This is a genomic window from Tardiphaga robiniae (assembly GCF_001618955.1).
Lineage (GTDB): Bacteria > Pseudomonadota > Alphaproteobacteria > Rhizobiales > Xanthobacteraceae > Tardiphaga > Tardiphaga robiniae_A.
Genome location: NZ_LVYV01000007.1, coordinates 18,288 through 38,729, shown reverse-complemented (window position 1 = coordinate 38,729; position 20,442 = coordinate 18,288). Strand labels below are relative to the sequence as shown.

Sequence of the window (20,442 nt, the reverse complement as noted above, 5' to 3'; positions counted from 1 at the left end):
ATGTGCGGGTTGTGGCTCTGGCGACAGCGAGACGTCCTCGATGCAAACACCGTCATGGCCGAATTAAACACCGTCATGGCCGGGCTTGTCCCGGCCATCCACGCCTTTACTGCTTGTGGCACAGACGTGGATGCCCGGGACAAGCCCGGGCATGACAGAGTTTAAGTAGCAATTGCCGGGTCTGGATCGAGAGTCTACAACCCCGCACCCTTCCCGATCGCATCGTTGAACGATCGATCCACGATCGCATTGGCATCGAGCTTCTGCTTGATCAGTCCGCTGCGCAGATAGAGATCGATGGTCTTCTGCTCATCCGCGGCGACGCCATCGTCGATCGGTGCGATGCGGATTTGTGCGCGGGTCAGCCAATTCAGCGGCACCGACGGTGCCACGTTCATCAGCTTGCCCCAGGTCTGAGCATAGGCGTCCGCGTTCTTCAGCGCCCAGGCGCGGGCTGCGGTGAGGCGGCGGAGATAGTCCTCGAGCTCGGCATGCTTGTCGCGGATCGCATTCGGCGTCGCCACGACAAAGCTCAGCCCCGATGTCAGGCCCTCGGCATTGAGCACGACGCGCGACTGGAACAGCACCTCTTCCTGGCTCACATAAGGTTCCCAGGTCGACCACGCATCGACTGAGCCGCGGGTATAGGCGACCTTGGCGTCCGACGGCGCGAGGAACACGATCTGCACATCGTTCGCAGTCCAGCCCTTCTTCTCCAGCGCGGCGAGAATGAGCTGATGCCCGATCGAGCCGCGGCCGGTGGCGATCTTCTTGCCCTTCAGATCGTCGAAGCTCTTGATCGTCGAGTCCTTCGGCACCAGCACGGCGAGACCGTCGCCGGTCTGCCGGATCGCGCCGATTGCCTTGACCGGCACATTGGCCGCCGCGGCAAAGGTGAAGGGCGCATCGCCGACCAGCCCGCTATCGAGCGCGCCCGCACCGAGCGCCTCCAGCAGCGGCGCTGCCGCCGCGAACTCCTTCCACTCGATCTTGTAAGGCACGTCCTTCAGCACGCCGGATGCTTCCATCACGGCGCGCGCATTGCCCTTCTGGTCGCCGACGATCAGCGTGGTCTCGGCGTGGGCGGAAGTGGCAAACGCCGCGAGGATCAGCCCGGCGGCGAGAACAAGCCGTTTCATGCTGCGACAACTCCCTTGGCGGCGTCACGCGCCGCAATCAGCTCACGGGTGCGCGGGATCAGTTCGCGGCCGTAATCGATGGCGTCGATCAGGGGATCGAAGCCGCGGATCAGGAAGTGGCTGACGCCGAGATCGTAATAGTCGGCGAACACCTCGGCGACCTGTTCGGGCGTGCCGACCAGCGCAGTGGTGTTGCTGTTGGCGCCGGTGAGCGCCGCCATCTCGGTCCACAACCGCTTGTCGATGCGGGTGCCCTGCTCGGCCAGCGCCAGCAGACGCTTCGCGCCGGCGGTGGCATGGCCATCGGCCGGCTTGCGATAGCCGGTCTTGTCCTGCAACGCAGTGGCGCGGGCGAGAATGTCATCCGCCTTGGCCCAGGCTTTCTCCTCGGTGTCGGCAATGATCGGGCGCACCGACAGGCTGAATCGCGGCGCCGGACGGCCGTATTTCGCAGCAGCAGCACGTACGCGGCCAGTGACGTCGCGGACTTGCGCATAGGATTCCCCCCACAGCGCGAAGGTGTCGGCATGCTTGCCCGACACGTCGATCGCCGCATCCGACGCGCCGCCGACGAAGACATGGATCGGCACGATCGGCTTCACCTGTGAAAAGCCACCCTCGACCTGATAGTATTTGCCGTTGTAATCAAACGGCTTCTCGCTGGTCCATTCCTGCTTGATGATGTCGAGCCACTCGCCGGTGCGGGCATAACGCTCGTCCTTGTCGTCGAGCGTATTGCCGTCCTGCCGCAGCTCCTTGGCATTGCCGCCGGTGATGACATGCAGCGAGACGCGGCCGTTGTGGAAATTCTCGATGGTGGCGAGCTGGCGCGCCAGCACCGTCGGCGCGGTGAAACCCGGACGCTGCGCGATCATCACCTTCAGCTTCTCGGTGACGCCGAGCGCATGCTGGGCGACTTGCAGGCCGTCCGGCGAGGTCGAATGGAAGGCGAGCAGCGCGCGGTCGAAGCCGGCGAGCTCATGCGCCTTCGCGACGGTTTCGATATAGCTGGGATCGAGCACTGGGCCGGAGCGGACGCGGGTCTCGGATGCGTCATTGTTGGTGATGAAGCCGATGAATTCGACGGACATGGGTATCTCCACTTCCTGCTGTTATTCAGATGCCGAGCGCGATGCGTCCGGCGGAAATCTTGGTGCTGTCGTCCTGCGGCGTGTGCACGCGGCCACACAGCACGTCGCGATAATGCCGCTCCAGCGGATTGGCGCGGGTCAGTCCGTGATTGCTGGTCAGCGACAGCGCGTCTTCGACGACAGCCACGGCATTGTTGGTGACGGTGAGCTTGAGGATGTTCGCCTCGACCGGCGTCAGCGTAACACCGTCATCGATATCCCGTGCGAAGGTCTCGAGCAGGCGCGCATTCACCGCGAGCTTCGCCTCGATGCCGCCCACGATCTCCTGCACCCGCGGCAGAGTCGCCAGCGGCGCGCCGAGGCTTGAGGGCGTGCGGGTCTTGAGAAAGTCGATCAGCCAGTCACGCGCCGCCCGCGCCACGCCGTCATAGACGGCGCCCACCAGCACCGCCTGGATGGTCGCCTGCGACACATCCGGCGCGCCCCACTCGCTGGGACGGCGCAGATCCACTTCATGGTCGAGCGGGATGAGCACGTCGTCGAACACGACATCATGACTGCCGCTGGCGCGCAGACCGAGATGATCCCAGGTCTCGACGATCTCCGTGCCCGGCAGCCCCGCCGGCACCTGAAAGACGCCGACCCGTACGTCGGGCTCGTGCGTCTTCGCCCATACCGTGTACCATTTGAGGATCGGCGACCCCGTCGAATAAATCTTGCGGCCGGTCATGCGCCAGCCTTCGGTCGTGCGCTTCGCTGTTGTTTGAGGCAGACCGCCCCGCGATGGCGATCCCTGATCGGGCTCGACGCGCAACGCGTTGATCAGCGCCGGACCATTCACGGCATCGCGCGACACGCGCTGCGCCAGATGCGCAGGCCAGTTGCCATTCCGCGTGATGACCAGATGGTGGATATAGTGCATCGCCAATACAAGCGCGGTCGCGGCATCGGCCTTGCCGACCGCGTTCACGACGCGCGCAGCCTCGCGCACCCCGGCACCCGCGCCGCCCAGCGCCTTTGGCACCGGCAGCGCCAGAAGGCTCGCCTCGGACAGTTCCTGAAAATTCTCGAATGGAAAACTTGCCGCACGATCATGCGATGGCGCACGTTCCGCAAAGCCCGGAACGAGCAAATTAACTCTGTCGATAATGCTGGGAACCGCGTCCATATCGTATTGCTTTCGGCTTCTCTAACCCTAGAGAATGCCGTTCGGCAGGCGTTACAAGCGGTACCCGGAAATAACGACAGCGGGACTGATGGGCCTCAGACCCACAGGTGAAAATTCTCCCCGATGACCTCAGGCGAGAATTTTATTCGCGCGATTTTGAAGCCCGATTCAGGAATCTGCCGCCACCTGCCGGCTGCCAGCGATATGGCTGGTAAGCCTTTGCGTGACCTCACGCCGCAACGCATTGAACTCCGGCGATGCGACATCGCGCGGGCGCGGAAGGTCGACCTCGATTTCGCAGTCGATGCGGCCGGGTCCCGCGGACATCACGATGACGCGATCCGCCAGCATCACGGCCTCCTCGACCGAATGCGTCACGAAGATCACGGTAAGTCCTGTCGTGCGCCAGATCTCAACGAGTTCCTCCTGCAGCTTGCTGCGCGTCAGCGCATCCAGCGCGCCGAACGGCTCGTCCATCAGCAGCACGTCGGTGTCGTTGCTCAGCACGCGCGCGATGGCGACGCGCTGTTTCATGCCGCCGGAAAGCTGGTGCGGATAGCGATCGGCAAAGGCCGTCAGCCCGACCATGGCCATGAACTTGTCGGTAAGCTCGCTCACGAGTTTGGTGGCGAGACGACGATGCTTCGGCCCAAAGCCGATATTGTCGCGCACGGTCAGCCATGGAAACAGCGCGTAATCCTGAAACACCATGCCGCGATCCGGGCCAGGCTTGTCGACCGAAAAGCCGTACATGGTGACCGAGCCCTCAGTCACTTTCTCGAAACCGGCGACAATGCGCAGCAAGGTGGACTTGCCGCAGCCGGACGCGCCGAGCAGACAGACGAACTCGCCCTTGCGGATGGTGAGGTTGACACCGCGCAGCGCTTCGACCGGACCGTTGGAGGCCTGATAGATTTTCCTGACATCGCTGACCTCGAGGATATCAGGCGCAATTGTGGTTGGTCGATCAAGCATGGTGCTGCGGGCTCCAGCGAAGGAAGTAGTTGCTGAGCATCAGCAGGATACGATCCGACACGAAGCCGGTGATGCCGATGATGACCATGCCGGTGATCACGAGATCGGTGCGCGACAGTGTGCGGCCATCCATGATGACGGCGCCGAGGCCTTCGGGCACACCGGTCATCTCGCCGACCACGATCAGGATCCAGGCGAAACCGGCACCGAGACGAAGGCCGTTGAAGATGCTTGGCAGTGCCGCGGGCAGCACGACCGAACGGAACTGCTGCGCACCACTGCAGCCAAGCATCTCGGCAGCCTCGAACAGTCTGATATCGACCGATCGCACGCCGAATACCGTATTGAGCAGGATCGGGAAGAACGCGCCGAGGAACACCAGGAAGATCGCCGCGCGCGGACCTAGCCCGAAGAAGATCATCGACAGCGGCAGCCATGCTGTCACCGGGATCGGCCGCAGCAGCGACAGCGTGGGATCGAGCAGCTTGCGCAGCAACGGCATGCGCCCGATCATCAGCCCGAGCGGAATGCCGACCGCCGCCGCACAGAGAAAGCCGCCATAGACACGCTGCACGCTCTTCCAGAAATGGATCGGCAGGCTGGCGCTATAGGCGTCGTCATAGATTCCGCCGAAAGCGAAATCCCACATCATCACGGCGACACCATAGGGCGACGGCACCAGTCGCGTGCCGGTCCAGCGCACCATGACGTCCCAGATCACCATCAGGCAGACCGGCACAATCAGCGCGAGCGCGATGGTGCGCGCCCGCTGCACGCCCTGCCCGCGCTTGCCGGCCGCAGGCACCGGGGTTTCCGCTGCCGGCGCAAGCTGGACCCTGTTGGACGTATCGTCCATCGTGCTTTGCAGGCTCACGACGCGTTCACGTGGCCGCCAGCGCCTTCACGAAGCTCGCATCGATGAAGGTCTTGTAGTCCGGCAACTGCCGGATCTGCTTCTTGGACAGCATCTGGCCGCCGTAATATTCTGCCTGCTTCATGAACTGGTCGTCGATATTCCAGGTCAGCTCCACATTCGGTGCGGCCTTCTCGATCGACGGCTTCTGCTGTCCGAGCTTCTGCATCGCGATGGCGATGAAAGCCTCGCGGTCCTTCATGGCATATTCGCTGGCCAGGCGATGGGTCTTGAGCAGCGCCTTGATGAGTTCGGGGTCCTTCTCGATCAGTTCGCGGCGCGTGGCCAGTACCATGTTCAGCGAACCGGTCGGGGTCGTATAGGGATATTCGACGATCTGGCCAACGCCATTGGCGAGGCTGATGCCAGGGCCGGGCTCGGCGCCCACATAGGCGTCGATGTCGCCGCGGGCGAGCGCCGGCGCCATGTCGCTGAACGACAGACGCACGGACTCGACGTCCTTCACCGTCATGCCTTCGGCGGAGAGACGATCGAGGATCACGACTTCCTGGGTCGAGCCCGGCAGGATCGCGACTTTCTTGCCCCTCAGGTCCTTGATCGTATTGATCCCGGAATCCTTCTTGGCGACGACCGCCATGCCGCGATTGCAGGCAGACGCGATCACTACGATCGGCTCGCCATTGGCGCCGCCGAGCGTCGCCGCGGCAAAGCCGAAGATGCCAAAATCGACAGTGCCAGTCACGACAGCGTTCTTGCCGTCGGTCGGGGTTTCGAACGGGATCACCTCGAACTTGACGCCATCAGGCGCGAATTTCTCGTAGAAATACGGCGTGACACCGTGAATGAGCTTCAGCGTTCCGATCTTGACCACGCGATCGGCGGCGAAGGCCTTGATGCTGGCCGTGGACAGCGCCGCAGCAATAGCCGTCAGGCGGATGAAATCACGTCGGTTGGTGCTGTACATATCATTCCCTTGGGCTGAACCGTGTGTCAGCCCAAAAGGAATGCAATAACCATGCCTCGCATACAGCTATCGGTGGAGCGTGCCCTCACCCGCAACGGACCATATTCGGGAGGAGCTCACCACGTCGCGTCCAGCCCGAGCAGCCCCAGGATCTGTCGTCGCAGCTCCGCCAGATGCGGATCTCCGCGATGACGCGGATAGGGCCGGTCGACCGTGATATCCGCCGTTATCCGCGCGGGACGATCGCTAAACACGATGACGCGGTTGGCGAGGAACAGTGCCTCCTCCACGTCATGGGTCACCAGCAGTGCCGTGAAGCCGTTGCGTTGCCACAGCGAGACGAGTTCGGCCTGCATGGTGATGCGTGTCAGCGAATCCAGTTTGCCGAGCGGCTCGTCAAGCACAAGGATGCGCGGATCGTTGACCAGTGCGCGCGCCAGCGCGACGCGCTGCGCCATGCCACCCGAGAGTTGGTGCGGATAGGCTTTCTTGAATGCGCCGAGGCCTACGAGATCGATCGCGGCATCGACGCGGTGACGCTGCGTCTTGAGTACGCCCTGCGCTTCCAGCCCGAGCGCGACATTGTCCCACACCGTCCGCCACGGAAATAGCGTCGGATCCTGAAACACCACGACGCGGGACGGATAAGGTCCGGTGATGGCAACGCCCTCTTCTTCCAGCGTGCCGGCACGCGGCGGCTCGAGACCCGCCACCAATCGGAGCAGCGTGGACTTGCCGCAGCCGGAGGGGCCAAGCAGCGCGACGAATTCGCCGGGCGCGACGGATATACTGACATCGTCGAGCACCGGCAACACGCTGCCATCGATGTCGAAAGCGTGGCTGACGCTCTTGATGTCGAGCGACGCGCCGGTCGCTGCGGGCTGAAACGGTTTTGCCAGCGCTACCATTTGACGACTCCCTTCTGCCAGACCAGCAGCCGGTCGCGTACCTTGAACAGCAGCGTGATCGCGCCGGAGCACAGCAGTGACATCACGATCAGTGCCGCATACATGTTGTTGTAGGACGCCCAGCCCTGCGCCCATTGCAGATAGAAGCCGAGGCCGGCTTTGACGCCGATCATCTCGGCCACAACCAGCACCGCGAAGGACGCACCGAGCCCCATGAACAGGCCGACAAACACATGCGGCAAGGCTGCCGGGATCGCGACCTTGGTCACCAGGAAAGACGGCTTGGCGCCGAGCGTTCGTGCGACGTCGTAATAGGCGGTGCTGACGCTGGCCACACCCGACCAGGTCAGCACCGTCACCGGAAAGCCGGTGGCCAGCGCGATCAGGAACGTGCTGGCGCTCCAGGCGGATGGGAACGTGAAGAACGCAATCGGCAGCCAGGCCGTCGCCGGCAACGGTCCGATGAAGCGCAGGATTGGATGCACCCAGTAACCCGCGAGCCGTGACCAGCCGATGGAGACGCCGGTGAGGAAGCCTACGGCCGCGCCGATGAAGTAGCCGCCGAGCTGCAGCTTCACCGAGGCGAAGGCGCTGTCGAGCAGTTTCGGCAGATCGTCGGTATAGACCTCGACGATCGACTGCGGCGGTGGAAAGAACGGCAACGGCAGCCAGCCGAATTTCGCCGTCGCAAGCTCCCACAGCGTCAGGAACGCTCCCAAGGCAAACAGCCAGGGCGCGCGCCGCTGCACGCCATCGCCGAATTTGCCGAGCGCTGCCTGCGCTGTGGTTGCAATCGCGATGCCGCCAGCAATCGCGAATGCCGTATAGGCCACTGCTTCGGTGCGTGGCCAGTCGCCGATATCCGGCCATCGCAGGCACGACAGGCCGAAGGCCAGCCATGCGAGCCCTGCCCCGATCCCCGTGATACTAAAACGAAGCTTGCTGATGAATTGAAGTCCGCCATCGCCAGCAATGAGCGCGGTCTCGCGGTCACCGTCAAGCGGTGCGATCTCAGACGCGGAATACGTCGGCATAGATGCGCTCCGCGAATTTGGTGGTATCGGTGCTCGGTTTGAACACCGAGACCGTCTTGAGATCGTCGGCGTAGGATTTCAGTTCGCGCTTCAGCGCATCGCCCACGGGGTGGTGATGATGGGTATGATACTTCACCATGCCCAGCAGATCCTCGATGGTCGCGTTCTTCGGCGCATAGGGCTGGAATGACTTCGCCGCCTTTTCGGGATTCTGTGACGCGAACATCGCCGCATCGAGCAGTGCCTGCGTCAGGCCGCGCGCGACCAACGGATCGTCACGCAGCAGGCTGCCGCGCACGCCGACGATGCAGCAACTGATATCCTTGTAGGGGCCATCGAGATTGGAGCCGACTTCCTTCAGCTCACCGTCCTTGAGCCAGAGATAGGCCAGCGGATCGGAGGCGAGCCCGATCTGCGCTTCGCCTTTCTCCACGGCGAGCCGCACGAGGTTGCCGGGATATTGCCGCCACTCGACGTCCTTGTCCGGATTGAGTCCGGCTTTCGCGAGCTGGATCGAGAAGAAGTTCTTGTCCGGACCAGCCATATCGCCAACCGCGATCGTCTTGCCCTTGAAATCCGCAACGCTCTTCACTTCAGATTTCGCCGGTGCCAGCGCGCGCAGGCAGCCGCCATGGGTGCCGGCGACGATCTTGACGTCGAAGCCCTGCTCCAGCGGCTTCAGCCAGCGCAGCGCCATACCTAGGCCCGCATCGGATTTTCCGGTGGCAATGGCTTCGAGCAATTGATCCGTCGAGCCACTGTAGTTGACCAGCTCGACATCGAGATTCTGCTTCTGGAAAAAACCGTGATCGATGGCAACCGGCAGCGGCGCAAGGCAGACCGCGCCGGCATTCCAGGAGAGTTTCAATTTACGCGGTGCACCGGTGAGCGCGGGCGCCTCCGATGCGGTCCTGCAGATCGGAAACTCGGAAAAATCGATGGGTGACGCCTGCCGGAACGGAAACGCCTGCGCGCCCCATACGCCGAGCGGCGCCGCCAATGCGGCTGCAGCGCCGCCGCGCAGTAGCGACCGTCGATCCATCAGCGGCTTGCGGTTGTGATCATCGTTCGACATCTGGTCTCCTTGCGATCGGCACAGCGCTGCCCATGGCCGCAACGCATGGTGTTGCGGCTCGCGCTGATGCGATGGTCAATGTGTTGAGTGGAAGCTCAGCCGTGAGAGTCCGACGACTCCCGCCCCTGTGATTTCGATGGTACGAGGATGCGCAGCGCGGCGCGCAGGGTCAATGAAATGGAATTTTGAATGTGGGAGTAGTTGGAGAGAGTTTCTCCAACTAGAGGCGCGCCGGGAGAGAACGAGATTCAGGACCGCACGGCCATTCTATTCGTCAACACCGCGACAACCTATTCATTCTCAGCCGTCGCGCCCGCGAAGGCAGAGACAACACAGCAGCTTTGGCAATCGCCGACACATCACGCACTCAATATACGTCGAGCTGAAACCGCCCCTTCTTCTTCAGCTCACTGACGAACATCACCGCTTCATCAGTCGAACGCGCGCCATGCTGGGCGGCGATATCGACCAGAGCCCGTTCGACATCCTTGGCCATGCGCTTGGCATCACCACAGACATAAACATGGGCGCCTTCGGCGAGCCAGGTCCAGACGTCACGGCCGACCTCGCGCATGCGGTCCTGCACGTAGAACTTCTCACCGGCGTCACGCGACCAGGCGAGCGATAAGCGTGTCAGGAAGCCTTCGGTCTTCATGCCATTGAGTTCGTCGGCATAGAAAAAATCCGAGGCGCTGCGCTGATGGCCGAAGAACAGCCAGTTCTTGCCCGGCGCCTTGGTGGCCTTGCGATCGTGCAGGAACGCCCTGAACGGCGCGATGCCGGTGCCCGGCCCCACCATGATGATCGGCGTCTCCGGATTTTCCGGCAGCGCGAAACCGTGCGCCTTCTGGACATAGACCTTGAGCTCGTCGCCGGGCTGGATGCGATCGGCGAGGAAGCTCGAAGCAAGACCGTGACGCTTCCGCTTGCCGACTATGTAGCGAACGATATCGACGGTGAGAGACAGTTTGCAGGGCGTCGCATTGTGCGATGACGAGATCGAGTAGAGCCGCGGCTGCAGTGGCTCCAGCGCCTCGATGAAAGCTTCCGGATGCGGCCGCACGCCGGAGAATTTCTGCAGCGCAGCCATCACGTCAAGCGTCGCGGCATCGCCATCGGGGTCCTCGCCCTGTGCCAGCGCGCGCGCCTTGGTCCGCTGCGCACCGCCAGTGAGATAAGAGATCAGTTCGAACAGCGAGTCCGGCGCCGGGGCCAGCGAGACGTCGTATTGCAGCACTTCACGCAGCGTCTTGCCGCGCACCTCCGTCATATGCGACGCGCCGAGCAGCGCGATGATCTGGTCGACGTGACCGAGATCGTTCGACGCAAAGATGCCGAAACTGTCGCCGACCACGTAATCGAGCCCACAGCCCGACAGATCGAAATCGATATGCCAGGTCTCTTTCTCCGAGCCTTTGCCATTGAGCAGGCGGCGGCCGAGAAACACCGCGGGGGCGGGATTGTCGCGCGAGCGGCCGAGCGTCGATGGATCCGGCGCAGCAACTTCGACCGGCTCCGCAGCAGTCGTCGCTGCTGCCGCGGGCGCAGCACCGGCCGGCGCCTTGTCGAGCTCCTCATAGAGCGACTTCAGCATCCGCGCGGTTTCCTTGCCGCCGGGCACGCAGAGATTCAGCCGCGCCTCCGCCTTGGAAGCAATCGCGTCGGAATAGTCGTTGCAGTTATAGCCGCACTGGCCGCAGTCCTGCTGCGCCATCGCCGCCATCATCTTGCGGCGCATCGGCTTGCCTTCGGCAAGCTTCATGCGATCGGCGATCGGCATGGTCTGGTCATGCCACGGCGCGCCGTCGTCTTCTTCCATGATCGCGGCGCCCTGCTCGGCCGACAACGGCGTCGCCGGCGCATCGGACAGCAGGCCGGCGAAGAAGCCGTTCAGCCAGGAGCGTTGCGCTTCCGAGAACGGCGCAGACGCTGGAATGATCTCGAGTTTAGGCGGCGGCGTCATCTGGTTCATGCGGACACCTGTTCATCGGCGAGCTGACGCAACGAAGCCGCGTCGTGACGGCGCGAGAAAGTGAGGAAGGTCTCGTCCGGCGATGCGCGGTGGGCGAGATAGGCTTTCAGCAGCCGCTCGACGACGACAGGCGCGTCTTCGGACTTCACGTTCTGATAGACCTCCTGCCCCACATCGGCCTGTGGGCCGAAGCCGCCGCCGGTGAAGATGTGGAAGCCGTCCACGGTGTCGTCGCTATCGTCCAGCGCCACGCGGGCGCCGATCATGCCGATGTCGCTGATGTAATGCTGCGCGCAGGAATGATGGCAGCCGGTGAGATGGATGTTGATCGGCGTATCGACCTCGACGCGCATATCGCACCATTCGGCGATGTTCGTTGCCGTGCGTTTGGTATCTGCATTGCCGAACTTGCAGCCGGCGCGGCCGGTGCAGGCGATCAGGCCGGCGCGGATCTCGGTGGTCTTGATGGCAAGACCGAGCGCCTCGATGGCCGCAGTCGCCAGCGCGACATTCGCGTCTTTCACACCGGGGATGAGCAGGTTCTGCCACACTGTGAGGCGGATATCGCCGTCGCCGAGATCGGCCGCAATCTTCGAAAGCCCCCGCATCTGATCGCAGGTTACCTTGCCCAGCGGCAGCACGACGCCGATCCAGTTCAACCCGTCCTGCTTCTGCTTGTGCACGCCGATATGCGCCGTGCGGTCGAACTCCGGCCGCGGCATCAGCGCCTCAGCAGAAATGCGCGTAAATGGCTGACCGAGCTTCTCCTCGACCAGGGTGAGAAATTTCTCCATGCCCATGCCGTCGATGACGTATTTCAGCCGCGCTTTAAGCCGGTTGGTGCGGTCGCCGAGATCGATAAAGACGCGCACGATGGCGTCGGAGACCTTGGTGGAGTCCTCCGGTCTCACGATGATGCCGGTATCGGTGGCGAAATCCTTGTGGCCGGTGATTCCGCCGATCCCGAGCTTGAACCAGACGCCGGGCGCGACGCCGAAGCTATCTTTCACTTCGACTGCCTGGAAGGCGATGTCGTTGGTGTCCTCCAGCACGGCGATCTTGCCGGCGCCGTCGAAGGCGACATTGAATTTGCGCGGCAGGCCGGTGAGCGAGCGGTCATTGAGGATGTGATAGTGCCACTCGCGCGCATAGGGCCGCGTGTCCAGCAGTTCCTGCGGATCGATGCCCGCGGTCGGCGTGCCCGTGACGTTGCGGATGTTGTCGGCCCCGGAGCCGCGTGAGCACAGACCGAGATCCTGGATCCCCTCGATCAGTTTCACGGCATGTTTCGGCGGAATCTCGCGCACCTGCAGATTGGCGCGCGTGGTCACATGGGAGAACGGACCGCAGAGCTCGTCACTGAGATCGGCAAGACCTGCAAGCTGCCAGTGCTTCATGATGCCGTTCGGGATCCGAAGCCGGCACATATAGGAGTCCTGCGTTGGCCCGACATAGAAGATGCCGTAATAGCGCCAACGGAAATTGTCGGCCGGCGATGGCCGCGCATCGATCGCAGCCTGATCGCGCAGCCGCGGATAGGCGTCGAACGGATGTTCCTCGCGCTTCCATTTCTCCTGCTCGACCAGCTTCTTGCCCGACGCAATCGTGCGATCCTGCGCCTTGATATGCGACGCATCCGGTCCGGTCGGCTCCGCATTGGCTTTGGCTGACGCAGCGCCACCGAGACCCTTGCCGACGCGGCTGATCTGCAGCCCGGTCGAGAAGCCCTCAAGGTAGCGCTTCTGTTCGTCAGTAAAGTCGACGGAGAGCGTTTCGATTTTCATGAGCGGGACGAAGCTCCTGCGGGCCACAGCGTGGCTTCAACGGGGATAAGGATTGCGGATCGCGCAGGCTCATGTCGGCGCCTTGCGCCGGCTTGAATTCTGGAAGCGATCCGATCAGCCTCGTTGCTGCGGAAATCCATCTGAACTGACCGGCGAGCATCAGCGAACGCCGGTTGATCAGAGACATTCAAGTCTCGTGCCAGACCATCATCGGGGGAAAAACGTCAATAAATCAGGGGATTGAGGTCGAGGTCGGGCCGAACCCGCCTGTCCGGTGTCAGCGTTTGTGCATCGCACGCTCAATAATTAGACGGCGGCAAGTCAACAGCAGCTATCGCTGCGAGGAGCCCTTGCGACGGAGCAATCCAGCCTTGGCTCGTGGCCTTTCGGATTGTCGCCTCGGCAAGAGGAAAGCTGGCGAGCCAGCTTTCCTTGACCTCATCATGGAGTACAAACGTCTGCGCAGGCCAATTACGCCGTTACGCGCGCCGCCTCGAACGTCGCCAGATCTGCGGCTCCGTCGTCCAGCACTTGCGTCTGCCGCAGCATGTCCTCGATGCCATCTATCGCGCGACCCACATCGACCGTCGACGTATCGATCCGCAGCTCGACCGTCTCCGGCGCCTGATAGTCGTTGGCGATACCGGTGAAGCCCGGCAGGTCGCCGGCGCGGGCCTTGGCGTAATGCCCCTTGGGATCGCGCTGCTCGCAGATCTCCGCCGGAGTCGCGACATAGATCTCGTGAAATGCAGTATCGACCGCGCTGCGGGCCTCGGCGCGGTCGCCGCGCGAGGGTGAGACAGCCGCGACGATGGCGATATGACCGTTGCGAGCGAGATGGCCGGCCATTTCTGCCAGTCGCCGGACATTCTCGCTACGATCGGCGGCGGAGAAGCCGAGGTCGCGATTGAGTCCGGCGCGCAGCGTGTCGCCGTCGAGCAGGATCGGCGAACCGCCTTTGGCGAACAGACGGTGCTCCAGCGCCCGCGCCAGCGTCGACTTGCCCGATCCCGGCAATCCCGTGAACCACACCACTGCGCCTTGATGGCGATAGCGCGCTGAACGTTCCTCAGGCTGCAGTGCCGACTGCACCGGCACGATGTCCGACGACACCGCGCGTTGGGCAGCATCGATGGACAGCACGAGACCGCCACCGGCGATCCGGCCGCCGACCTCGATCACGAGGCGTCCGGTGCGCGGATTGTCGATATAGCGATCGGCGGCGACCGGTTGCGCCAGCGCAATCTCGATTTCACCGACATGATTGCGGGCGATCTGTTTGGTCTCGACACTGGCCAGTTCGCCGGGATCGATCGCTTTTTCGATCGCGACCACACGGCCGCGCACTTCGCGCACGCCGAGCCGCAGCAGGATCGACGATCCCGCTGTCAGCGGCTGGTCGTGCAGCCAGAAGATCCGCGCCCGCAGTCGTCGTGTATCCGATGGCACCGCGCCCACATGCGCGATCACGTCGCCGCGCTCGACGAACAGTTCGCGGTCGAGCGTGATACCGACGGATCGCCCTGCCCCGTGCTCGCCTTCCAGCGGCATCGCCGACCAGCGCTCCACGCTCTTGATCTTTGCCCGCTTGCCGGCGGGCATGATCACCACGTCGTCGCCGACAGCCAGATGACCGGCCTCGATACGCCCGGCCACGATGCGCCGGTCGTCGAACTTGTAGATCGCCTGTACCGGCAGCCGCAGCGGCAATTCATCAAGCGCGAGCGCCGGCTTCAGCGCATCGAGCGCCCCCACGACTGTCGGCCCGCGATACCAGCCGATACGGTCGGTATGGGTGGCCACGCCATCGCCATCCCGCGCCGAAATCGGAATCACCGCGGCGGGCGTGACACCCAGTTCGATGAGATGCGCCGAAATTTCGTCGCTGATCGCCTGGAAGCGCAGAGCGCTGAAATCGACGCGGTCCATCTTGTTGACGACGACGGCGACCTGCTTCACGCCCAGGAGATGCAGCAGATAGGCATGGCGCCGGGTCTGATCGCGAACGCCTTCCAGCGCATCGACGATCAGCACGGCGCCATCGGCCTGCGATGCACCGGTGATCATGTTACGCAGAAACTCGGCGTGGCCGGGCGCGTCGATCAGAATAACGTCGCGCAATTTGGTCCGGAAGCGGATCTGCGTGGTATCGATGGTGATGCCCTGGTCACGCTCGGTCTGCAGCGCATCGAGCAGGAACGACCATTCGAACGGCATGCCGCGTCGCGCGCTAACCGCTTTCAGCATCTCCAGCTTGCCATCCGGCAAGCCGCCGGTCTCGTGCAGCAGGCGACCGACCAGCGTCGACTTGCCATGATCCACATGGCCGACGATGACGATGCGCAGTTGCGGGCGCGTGGTGCCGTTGGGCATTCCGAGCGAGGTCGGATTGACAATCTTAGTCATGCATCACCTCTACAGATAGCCGGCGACACGCAGTCGCTCGAAGGCGTCTTCGGTCTCATGATCGAGTGCGCGGCCGGCGCGCTCGGGAATCGTGGTGCCGTCGAGCTCGACCAGGATTTCGGCAATCGTGCTGGCGGTCGATGCGACGGGATTGGTGATGTCGGCATCACCCAGCGAGCGGTAGCGCTTGCCGTCTTTGGCCAGATACAACGGGATGATCGGGATGTTTTCGCGCGCCGTGTAGGCCCAGATGTCGGCTTCGGTCCAATGCAGAATCGGATGAATGCGCAGATGCGCACCAGGCGGCGGCGATGCGTTGAACTGATCCCAGAATTCCGGTGGCTGGTCGCGCACGTCCCATCCGCCCTCGACGCCACGCGGCGAGAACACGCGCTCCTTGGCACGGGTCGCCTCTTCGTCCCGCCGAATGCCGGCGATCAATCCGTCAAAGCCGTGCTTCGCCAACGCAAGTTTGAGACCTTCGGTCTTGCGCGCCGCCGAACGCGCCGCCGGCGGCAGTGTCGGATCGACACTATCGATCGACGGGCAATATTCGACGGTGAGGTCGAGTCCCCACTCCTTCGAATAGTGATCGCGGAATGCGTACATCTCCGGAAACTTCTTGCCGGTATCGACATGCAGCGCGGGGAACGGTACGTGGCCGAAGAACGCCTTGCGTGCCAGCCAGATCATGACATTGGAGTCCTTGCCGAGCGACCACAGCAAGGCCAGCTTCTTCAGCCGCGCGAAGCCCTCGCGCAGGATGTAAATGCTTTGTGCTTCCAGTTGATCGAGGTGGTCCATCGATACCACATCCGATCGGACGCGTTCGAGATTGGTCGACGTCATACGCCTTCTCCAGGTCCTCAAAACCGCCGTGAGATTCGCCGTTGCTCACGAAGCGGATACGCTCGGAGAAAGTGCATCTCTGGAACTCGATTTATGGGGTCAAAAAATCTAAACTGCGCTTCTCAAATAGAAAGAATATTTTTCTATTAAGCGACGATAAACAACTGATATATAGAATCTTATTCCAGTCAAGCTGGATGTGTTGAGGAGTTCGAGATGTTGTCGCCCGGAGCCGTCGCAAGTGCTGTCCAATACGATCAAGCGCTGCAATCCGCGTCGCCCGCCGAGGTGATTGCCGCGGCGCTTGAGGCCGCGGGCCGCGATGGACTCGCACTGGTATCGTCGTTTGGTACGGAGTCCGCGGCGTTGCTGAAGGTGATGGCCGATGTCGATCCCGCCATCCCCGTGCTGTTTCTCGACACTGGCTGGATGTTCGAGGAGACACTCGCCTATCGCGACCAACTGATCCTGACGCTGGGCCTGCGCGACGTGCGAACGATCCGCCCCGCAACGGATGCGCTTGCCGCTCACGACAGCGATGGGGATTTGTGGTCGTCCGATCCCGACACCTGCTGCCGGATCCGGAAGGTCGAGCCGCTGGCGCAGGCGCTGGCGCCGTTCAGCGCATGGATCAACGGCCGCAAGCGATTTCAGGGTGCGTCGCGCGCGGCCATTCCTGTCGTTGAAACCGATGGCGGCAAATTGAAATTCAATCCATTCGCCAATGTCACGCCGGACGAGATCGGACTGATCTACGCGTCAGCGAAGCTGCCGCCGCATCCGCTCGTGGCCTCAGGATTTGCGTCGGTCGGCTGCATGCCCTGCACGTCCCGCACCGCGCACGGCGAAGACCCGCGCGCCGGCCGCTGGCGCGGCCGCGCCAAAACGGAATGCGGTATCCACACATCGGCGGGCTGAGCCGCCGTCACGACTTCATATGCACGATCTCGAACGCCGCGAGATGAGCAGCGATGTTGCTCGGATCGAATGGCGGTCCGGCAAACGCGCCGACCGCGTCGGGCACATCAGTCGGAGCGCTCCCGATGATACCGAGCGCAGCATCGTAGAGATCGGGGCGGAACACCCCCTGTGCGATCTTCAGCGCCTCCGGGCTGATCGCGGCCTGTCCCCAGCGCACCATCTGGGCATAAAGCCAGGCGGCCTGAACGGGATCGGGGCGCCCGGCTCCTTCGCGGCCGACCAGCAGATAGCGCCCGCTCTCGCGCATGGTGCCGTCGGGCGCAATCTTCAGCCGGCCATCAAGCGTCCGCAGCAGGACTTCCGGCGAGACGCCGATATGGTGGGGCTTGGCGAGAATCGCCGCGATCTCATTGCGGTTCTCCGGAGCCTCGATGAAGGCAGCCGCGCTCACATGCGCCCGCGTGAGCGCCGCCACGGTGTCCGGGTTCTTCTCCGCCCAACTCTGCCTCATCGCCAGCACCTTCTCGGCAGCGCGCAGCAGGATGTCGGAGACGAAATGCAGAATATGGCCGACGCCGAGATCGACCGCGACAGAATTCCAGGGAGCGCCGACACAGAACGCATCGACGTGACCGTTGGCGAGGCTCTCGACCATGTAAGGCGGCGGCAGCACCACGAGGCGGACGTCCTCATCGGGATCGACACCGCCGGCGGCCATCCAGAAACGGAGCTGGTAATTATGCGTCGAGAACGGAAACGTCATGCCGAAGGTCAGGGGATCGGCGCCGGCACGGGCACGCGCGACGACCACGCGGCGCAGCGCCTGCGCGGTGGCCATCGGATCGGTCGGGTCACCGTCGAGCTCCGACATCAGCGCCGCATGTAGCGCCGGCGAAACGGTAATGGCATTGCCGTTGATGCCGAGATTGAACGACGCCACGATCGGCACTTTCACGTGCCCGAGCCCGAGGCTGGAAGCGATGGCAACGGGCGCCAGCAGATGCGCCGCTTCAAACAAGCCGATATTCAGCTTGTCGCGGACATTCGACCACGACACTTCCCGAACCAGTTCGACGTTCAGCCCCTCGGCCTTCGTGAACCCCTTGTCGACCGCAACAATCAGCGCAGCGGCGTCGACCAGCGGGATGAACCCGACACGGAGCGGTTGATCGATCATTTCAGCAACTCCGCTGCGGTGATGATCGACTGCGCGATCTCGCCGATTTTCTTCTTTTCACGCATCGCCGTGGATCGCAGCAATACGTAAGCCTCTTCTTCATTGAGGCCCTTGAGCTTCATCACGATGCCCTTGGCGCGGTCGATGATCTTGCGCTCCTCCAGCGCCGACTTGGTGCGCTCGAGCTCGTCCTGCAGTTTGGAGAAGGCGTTAAAACGGGAGATGCAGAGATCGAGAATCGGCTTGATCCGCTCCTTCTTCAGCCCGTCCACGATGTATGAGGATACCCCCGCCTCGACCGAGGCACGGGCCGACTCGGCGTCGCTCTGGTCGACGAACATGGCGACCGGCCGGCGCACCGCGCGCGAGACCTGGAACATTTGTTCCAATACGTCGCGGCTGGGGTTTTCGAGGTCGATGACAATGACGTCCGGATCCAGCGCATAGACCCGGGCCAGCAGGTTATGCATCTCCCGGATATGCTGGACGTCCACATAGCCAGCCTCCCGCAGCCCTTCCTCAAGGATCGCGGCCCGGATCGGGCTTTCGTCGACAATGACAATTTTGGGCGACTGGTCGGCAGGCATCGGGCACTCACATGGATGCGGAATACCCATAGCACGCCCGCGCACGGCTTAAAGCCTTGTAATTATGGGCAAATGGGACTACCTGCTGCCTCTCAATCAGGCAGATCGAACATGCAACAGGCCGCCGCGCCGAAAATCTCCTTTGTCTCGCTGGGATGCCCCAAGGCCCTGGTGGATTCCGAGCGCATCATTACGCGCCTGCGGGCCGAAGGTTACGAACTCGCCCGCAAGCACGACGGCGCCGACATCGTCATCGTCAACACCTGCGGTTTCCTCGACAGCGCCAAGGCGGAGTCGCTGGGCGCCATCGGCGAAGCCATGGCGCAGAACGGCAAGGTCATCGTCACCGGCTGCATGGGCGCCGAGCCCGAGCAGATCGAGGCCGCCTATCCCAACCTGCTGTCGATTACCGGCCCGCAGCAATATGAGAGCGTGCTCGACGCCGTGCATCGTGCGCTGCCGCCGGTGCACAATCCGCATATCGATCTCGTGCCGCCGCAGGGCATCAAGCTGACGCCGCGGCACTACGCCTATCTGAAAATTTCCGAAGGCTGCAACAATCGCTGCACCTTCTGCATCATCCCGAAGCTGCGCGGCGATCTCGTCTCGCGCCCGGCCAACGAGGTGCTGTTAGAGGCTGAGAAGCTGGTAAAGGCTGGCGTCAAGGAACTGCTCGTCGTGTCGCAGGACACCTCGGCCTACGGCGTCGATATCAAATATGCCACCAGTTCATGGAAGGACCGCGAGGTCCGCGCCAAGTTCTACGATCTCGCCAAAGAGCTCGGTGAACTCGGCGCATGGGTCCGCCTGCAGTATGTTTACCCGTATCCGCATGTCGACGAAGTCATCGACCTTATGAATGCCGGCAGCAATGTGCTGCCCTATCTCGACATCCCGTTCCAGCACGCGGCCCCGGAAGTATTGAAGGCGATGAAGCGCCCGGCCGCGCAGGACAAGACACTCGCCCGCATCAAGACGTGGCGCGAGATGTGCCCGGATCTCACATTGCGCTCGACCTTCATTGTCGGCTTCCCCGGCGAGACCGAGAGCGATTTCCAGTATCTCTTGGACTGGCTGGAAGAGGCGCAGATCGACCGCGTCGGCGCGTTCAAATACGAGTCCGTGGCGGGCGCGACCTCCAATGCCATTGCCAATGCGGTGCCTGAAGAAATCAAGCAGCAGCGCTGGAACGCGTTGATGGAGCGTCAGCAGAAGATCTCCGCGCGCCGCTTGAAGCGCAAGGTCGGCACCCGGCAGCAGGTCATCATCGACGAGGTCGGGCCGACCGTGTCGAAGGGCCGCTCGAAGGCGGACGCACCCGATATCGACGGCTCGGTCTACATCACGGCGCGCCGCCCGTTGAAGGTCGGCGAGATCGTCACGGCGAAGATCGAACGCGCGGATGCGTATGATCTGCACGGGACCGTGGCGGGGTTCTGAGGGAAGCGTAACTAAAACGCCGTCATGCCCGGGCTTGTCCCGGGCATCCACGCCTGTCTTTTCTCGCGGCCAAAACGT

General features: G+C 62.9%; 18 protein-coding genes. 2 read left to right on the top strand and 16 right to left on the bottom strand.

The features are described 5' to 3' along the window. Window positions 1-194 precede the first annotated feature (194 nt). From A4A58_RS10595 to cysD, 14 genes are all read right to left on the bottom strand, one after another. A complete protein-coding gene (locus tag A4A58_RS10595; protein ID WP_068731704.1) occupies window positions 195-1,139 on the bottom strand; it encodes an ABC transporter substrate-binding protein in 945 nt (314 codons plus the stop codon). Then, window positions 1,136-2,230: an LLM class flavin-dependent oxidoreductase gene (locus A4A58_RS10590; RefSeq protein WP_068731703.1), complete on the bottom strand. Its 1,095-nt coding sequence runs from the start codon at window positions 2,228-2,230 to the stop codon at window positions 1,136-1,138. The genes A4A58_RS10595 and A4A58_RS10590 overlap by 4 nt, the downstream gene beginning before the upstream one ends. 25 nt (window positions 2,231-2,255) lie before the next feature. Next, window positions 2,256-3,398, bottom strand: a complete 1,143-nt coding sequence (locus A4A58_RS10585; protein WP_068731701.1) for an acyl-CoA dehydrogenase family protein — start codon at window positions 3,396-3,398, stop codon at window positions 2,256-2,258. A gap of 168 nt (window positions 3,399-3,566) precedes the next feature. Beyond that, on the bottom strand, window positions 3,567-4,373 hold the full coding sequence (locus A4A58_RS10580) for an ABC transporter ATP-binding protein (RefSeq protein ID WP_068731699.1): 807 nt from the start codon (window positions 4,371-4,373) through the stop codon (window positions 3,567-3,569). Next, window positions 4,366-5,229 carry an ABC transporter permease gene (locus A4A58_RS10575; RefSeq protein WP_086937016.1) on the bottom strand — a complete coding sequence of 288 codons (864 nt, stop codon included), beginning with the start codon at window positions 5,227-5,229 and terminating at the stop codon, window positions 4,366-4,368. Before A4A58_RS10575 ends, A4A58_RS10580 begins: the two co-directional genes overlap by 8 nt. A gap of 25 nt (window positions 5,230-5,254) precedes the next feature. Beyond that, window positions 5,255-6,211, bottom strand: coding sequence for an ABC transporter substrate-binding protein (locus A4A58_RS10570; protein ID WP_068731695.1), 957 nt, complete (start codon window positions 6,209-6,211; stop codon window positions 5,255-5,257). A 116-nt stretch (window positions 6,212-6,327) separates the two neighbouring features. Continuing rightward, window positions 6,328-7,119, bottom strand: coding sequence for an ABC transporter ATP-binding protein (locus A4A58_RS10565; protein WP_068731693.1), 792 nt, complete (start codon window positions 7,117-7,119; stop codon window positions 6,328-6,330). After that, window positions 7,113-8,153: an ABC transporter permease gene (locus A4A58_RS10560; RefSeq protein ID WP_068731690.1), complete on the bottom strand. Its 1,041-nt coding sequence runs from the start codon at window positions 8,151-8,153 to the stop codon at window positions 7,113-7,115. Before A4A58_RS10560 ends, A4A58_RS10565 begins: the two co-directional genes overlap by 7 nt. Next, a complete protein-coding gene (locus A4A58_RS10555; RefSeq protein WP_068731688.1) occupies window positions 8,131-9,228 on the bottom strand; it encodes an ABC transporter substrate-binding protein in 1,098 nt (365 codons plus the stop codon). The genes A4A58_RS10560 and A4A58_RS10555 overlap by 23 nt, the downstream gene beginning before the upstream one ends. Window positions 9,229-9,595: 367 nt before the next feature. Next, window positions 9,596-11,200, bottom strand: a complete 1,605-nt coding sequence (locus A4A58_RS10550) for a sulfite reductase subunit alpha (protein WP_068731686.1) — start codon at window positions 11,198-11,200, stop codon at window positions 9,596-9,598. After that, complete coding sequence (locus A4A58_RS10545) at window positions 11,197-12,984, bottom strand: NirA family protein (protein WP_068731684.1); 1,788 nt, start codon at window positions 12,982-12,984, stop codon at window positions 11,197-11,199. The genes A4A58_RS10550 and A4A58_RS10545 overlap by 4 nt, the downstream gene beginning before the upstream one ends. Then, window positions 12,950-13,171 carry a hypothetical protein gene (locus A4A58_RS30255; protein ID WP_139069826.1) on the bottom strand — a complete coding sequence of 74 codons (222 nt, stop codon included), beginning with the start codon at window positions 13,169-13,171 and terminating at the stop codon, window positions 12,950-12,952. Before A4A58_RS30255 ends, A4A58_RS10545 begins: the two co-directional genes overlap by 35 nt. A gap of 284 nt (window positions 13,172-13,455) precedes the next feature. Beyond that, window positions 13,456-15,390: an adenylyl-sulfate kinase gene (cysC, locus tag A4A58_RS10540; RefSeq protein WP_068731683.1), complete on the bottom strand. Its 1,935-nt coding sequence runs from the start codon at window positions 15,388-15,390 to the stop codon at window positions 13,456-13,458. Between the two features lie 9 nt (window positions 15,391-15,399). Continuing rightward, on the bottom strand, window positions 15,400-16,239 hold the full coding sequence (cysD, locus tag A4A58_RS10535; RefSeq protein WP_068731681.1) for a sulfate adenylyltransferase subunit CysD: 840 nt from the start codon (window positions 16,237-16,239) through the stop codon (window positions 15,400-15,402). A 216-nt stretch (window positions 16,240-16,455) separates the two neighbouring features. On the opposite strand from cysD, the gene A4A58_RS10530 reads away from it, so the two are divergent. Further along, on the top strand, window positions 16,456-17,157 hold the full coding sequence (locus tag A4A58_RS10530) for a phosphoadenylyl-sulfate reductase (protein WP_068731678.1): 702 nt from the start codon (window positions 16,456-16,458) through the stop codon (window positions 17,155-17,157). Between the two features lie 7 nt (window positions 17,158-17,164). Here the strand turns inward: A4A58_RS10530 and A4A58_RS10525 are convergent, their stop codons facing one another. Together A4A58_RS10525 and A4A58_RS10520 are read right to left on the bottom strand one after the other, a co-directional pair. Next, window positions 17,165-18,334, bottom strand: coding sequence for a CmpA/NrtA family ABC transporter substrate-binding protein (locus A4A58_RS10525; protein ID WP_086937015.1), 1,170 nt, complete (start codon window positions 18,332-18,334; stop codon window positions 17,165-17,167). Continuing rightward, window positions 18,334-18,924 carry an ANTAR domain-containing response regulator gene (locus tag A4A58_RS10520; RefSeq protein ID WP_068731674.1) on the bottom strand — a complete coding sequence of 197 codons (591 nt, stop codon included), beginning with the start codon at window positions 18,922-18,924 and terminating at the stop codon, window positions 18,334-18,336. The genes A4A58_RS10525 and A4A58_RS10520 overlap by 1 nt, the downstream gene beginning before the upstream one ends. Before the next feature lie 111 nt (window positions 18,925-19,035). Here A4A58_RS10520 and rimO point away from each other — a divergent pair, with 111 nt between their 5' ends. Continuing rightward, entirely contained in the window at window positions 19,036-20,364 is a 1,329-nt protein-coding gene (gene rimO, locus A4A58_RS10515; RefSeq protein ID WP_068731672.1) for a 30S ribosomal protein S12 methylthiotransferase RimO, read from the top strand. Window positions 20,365-20,442: the final 78 nt, after the last annotated feature.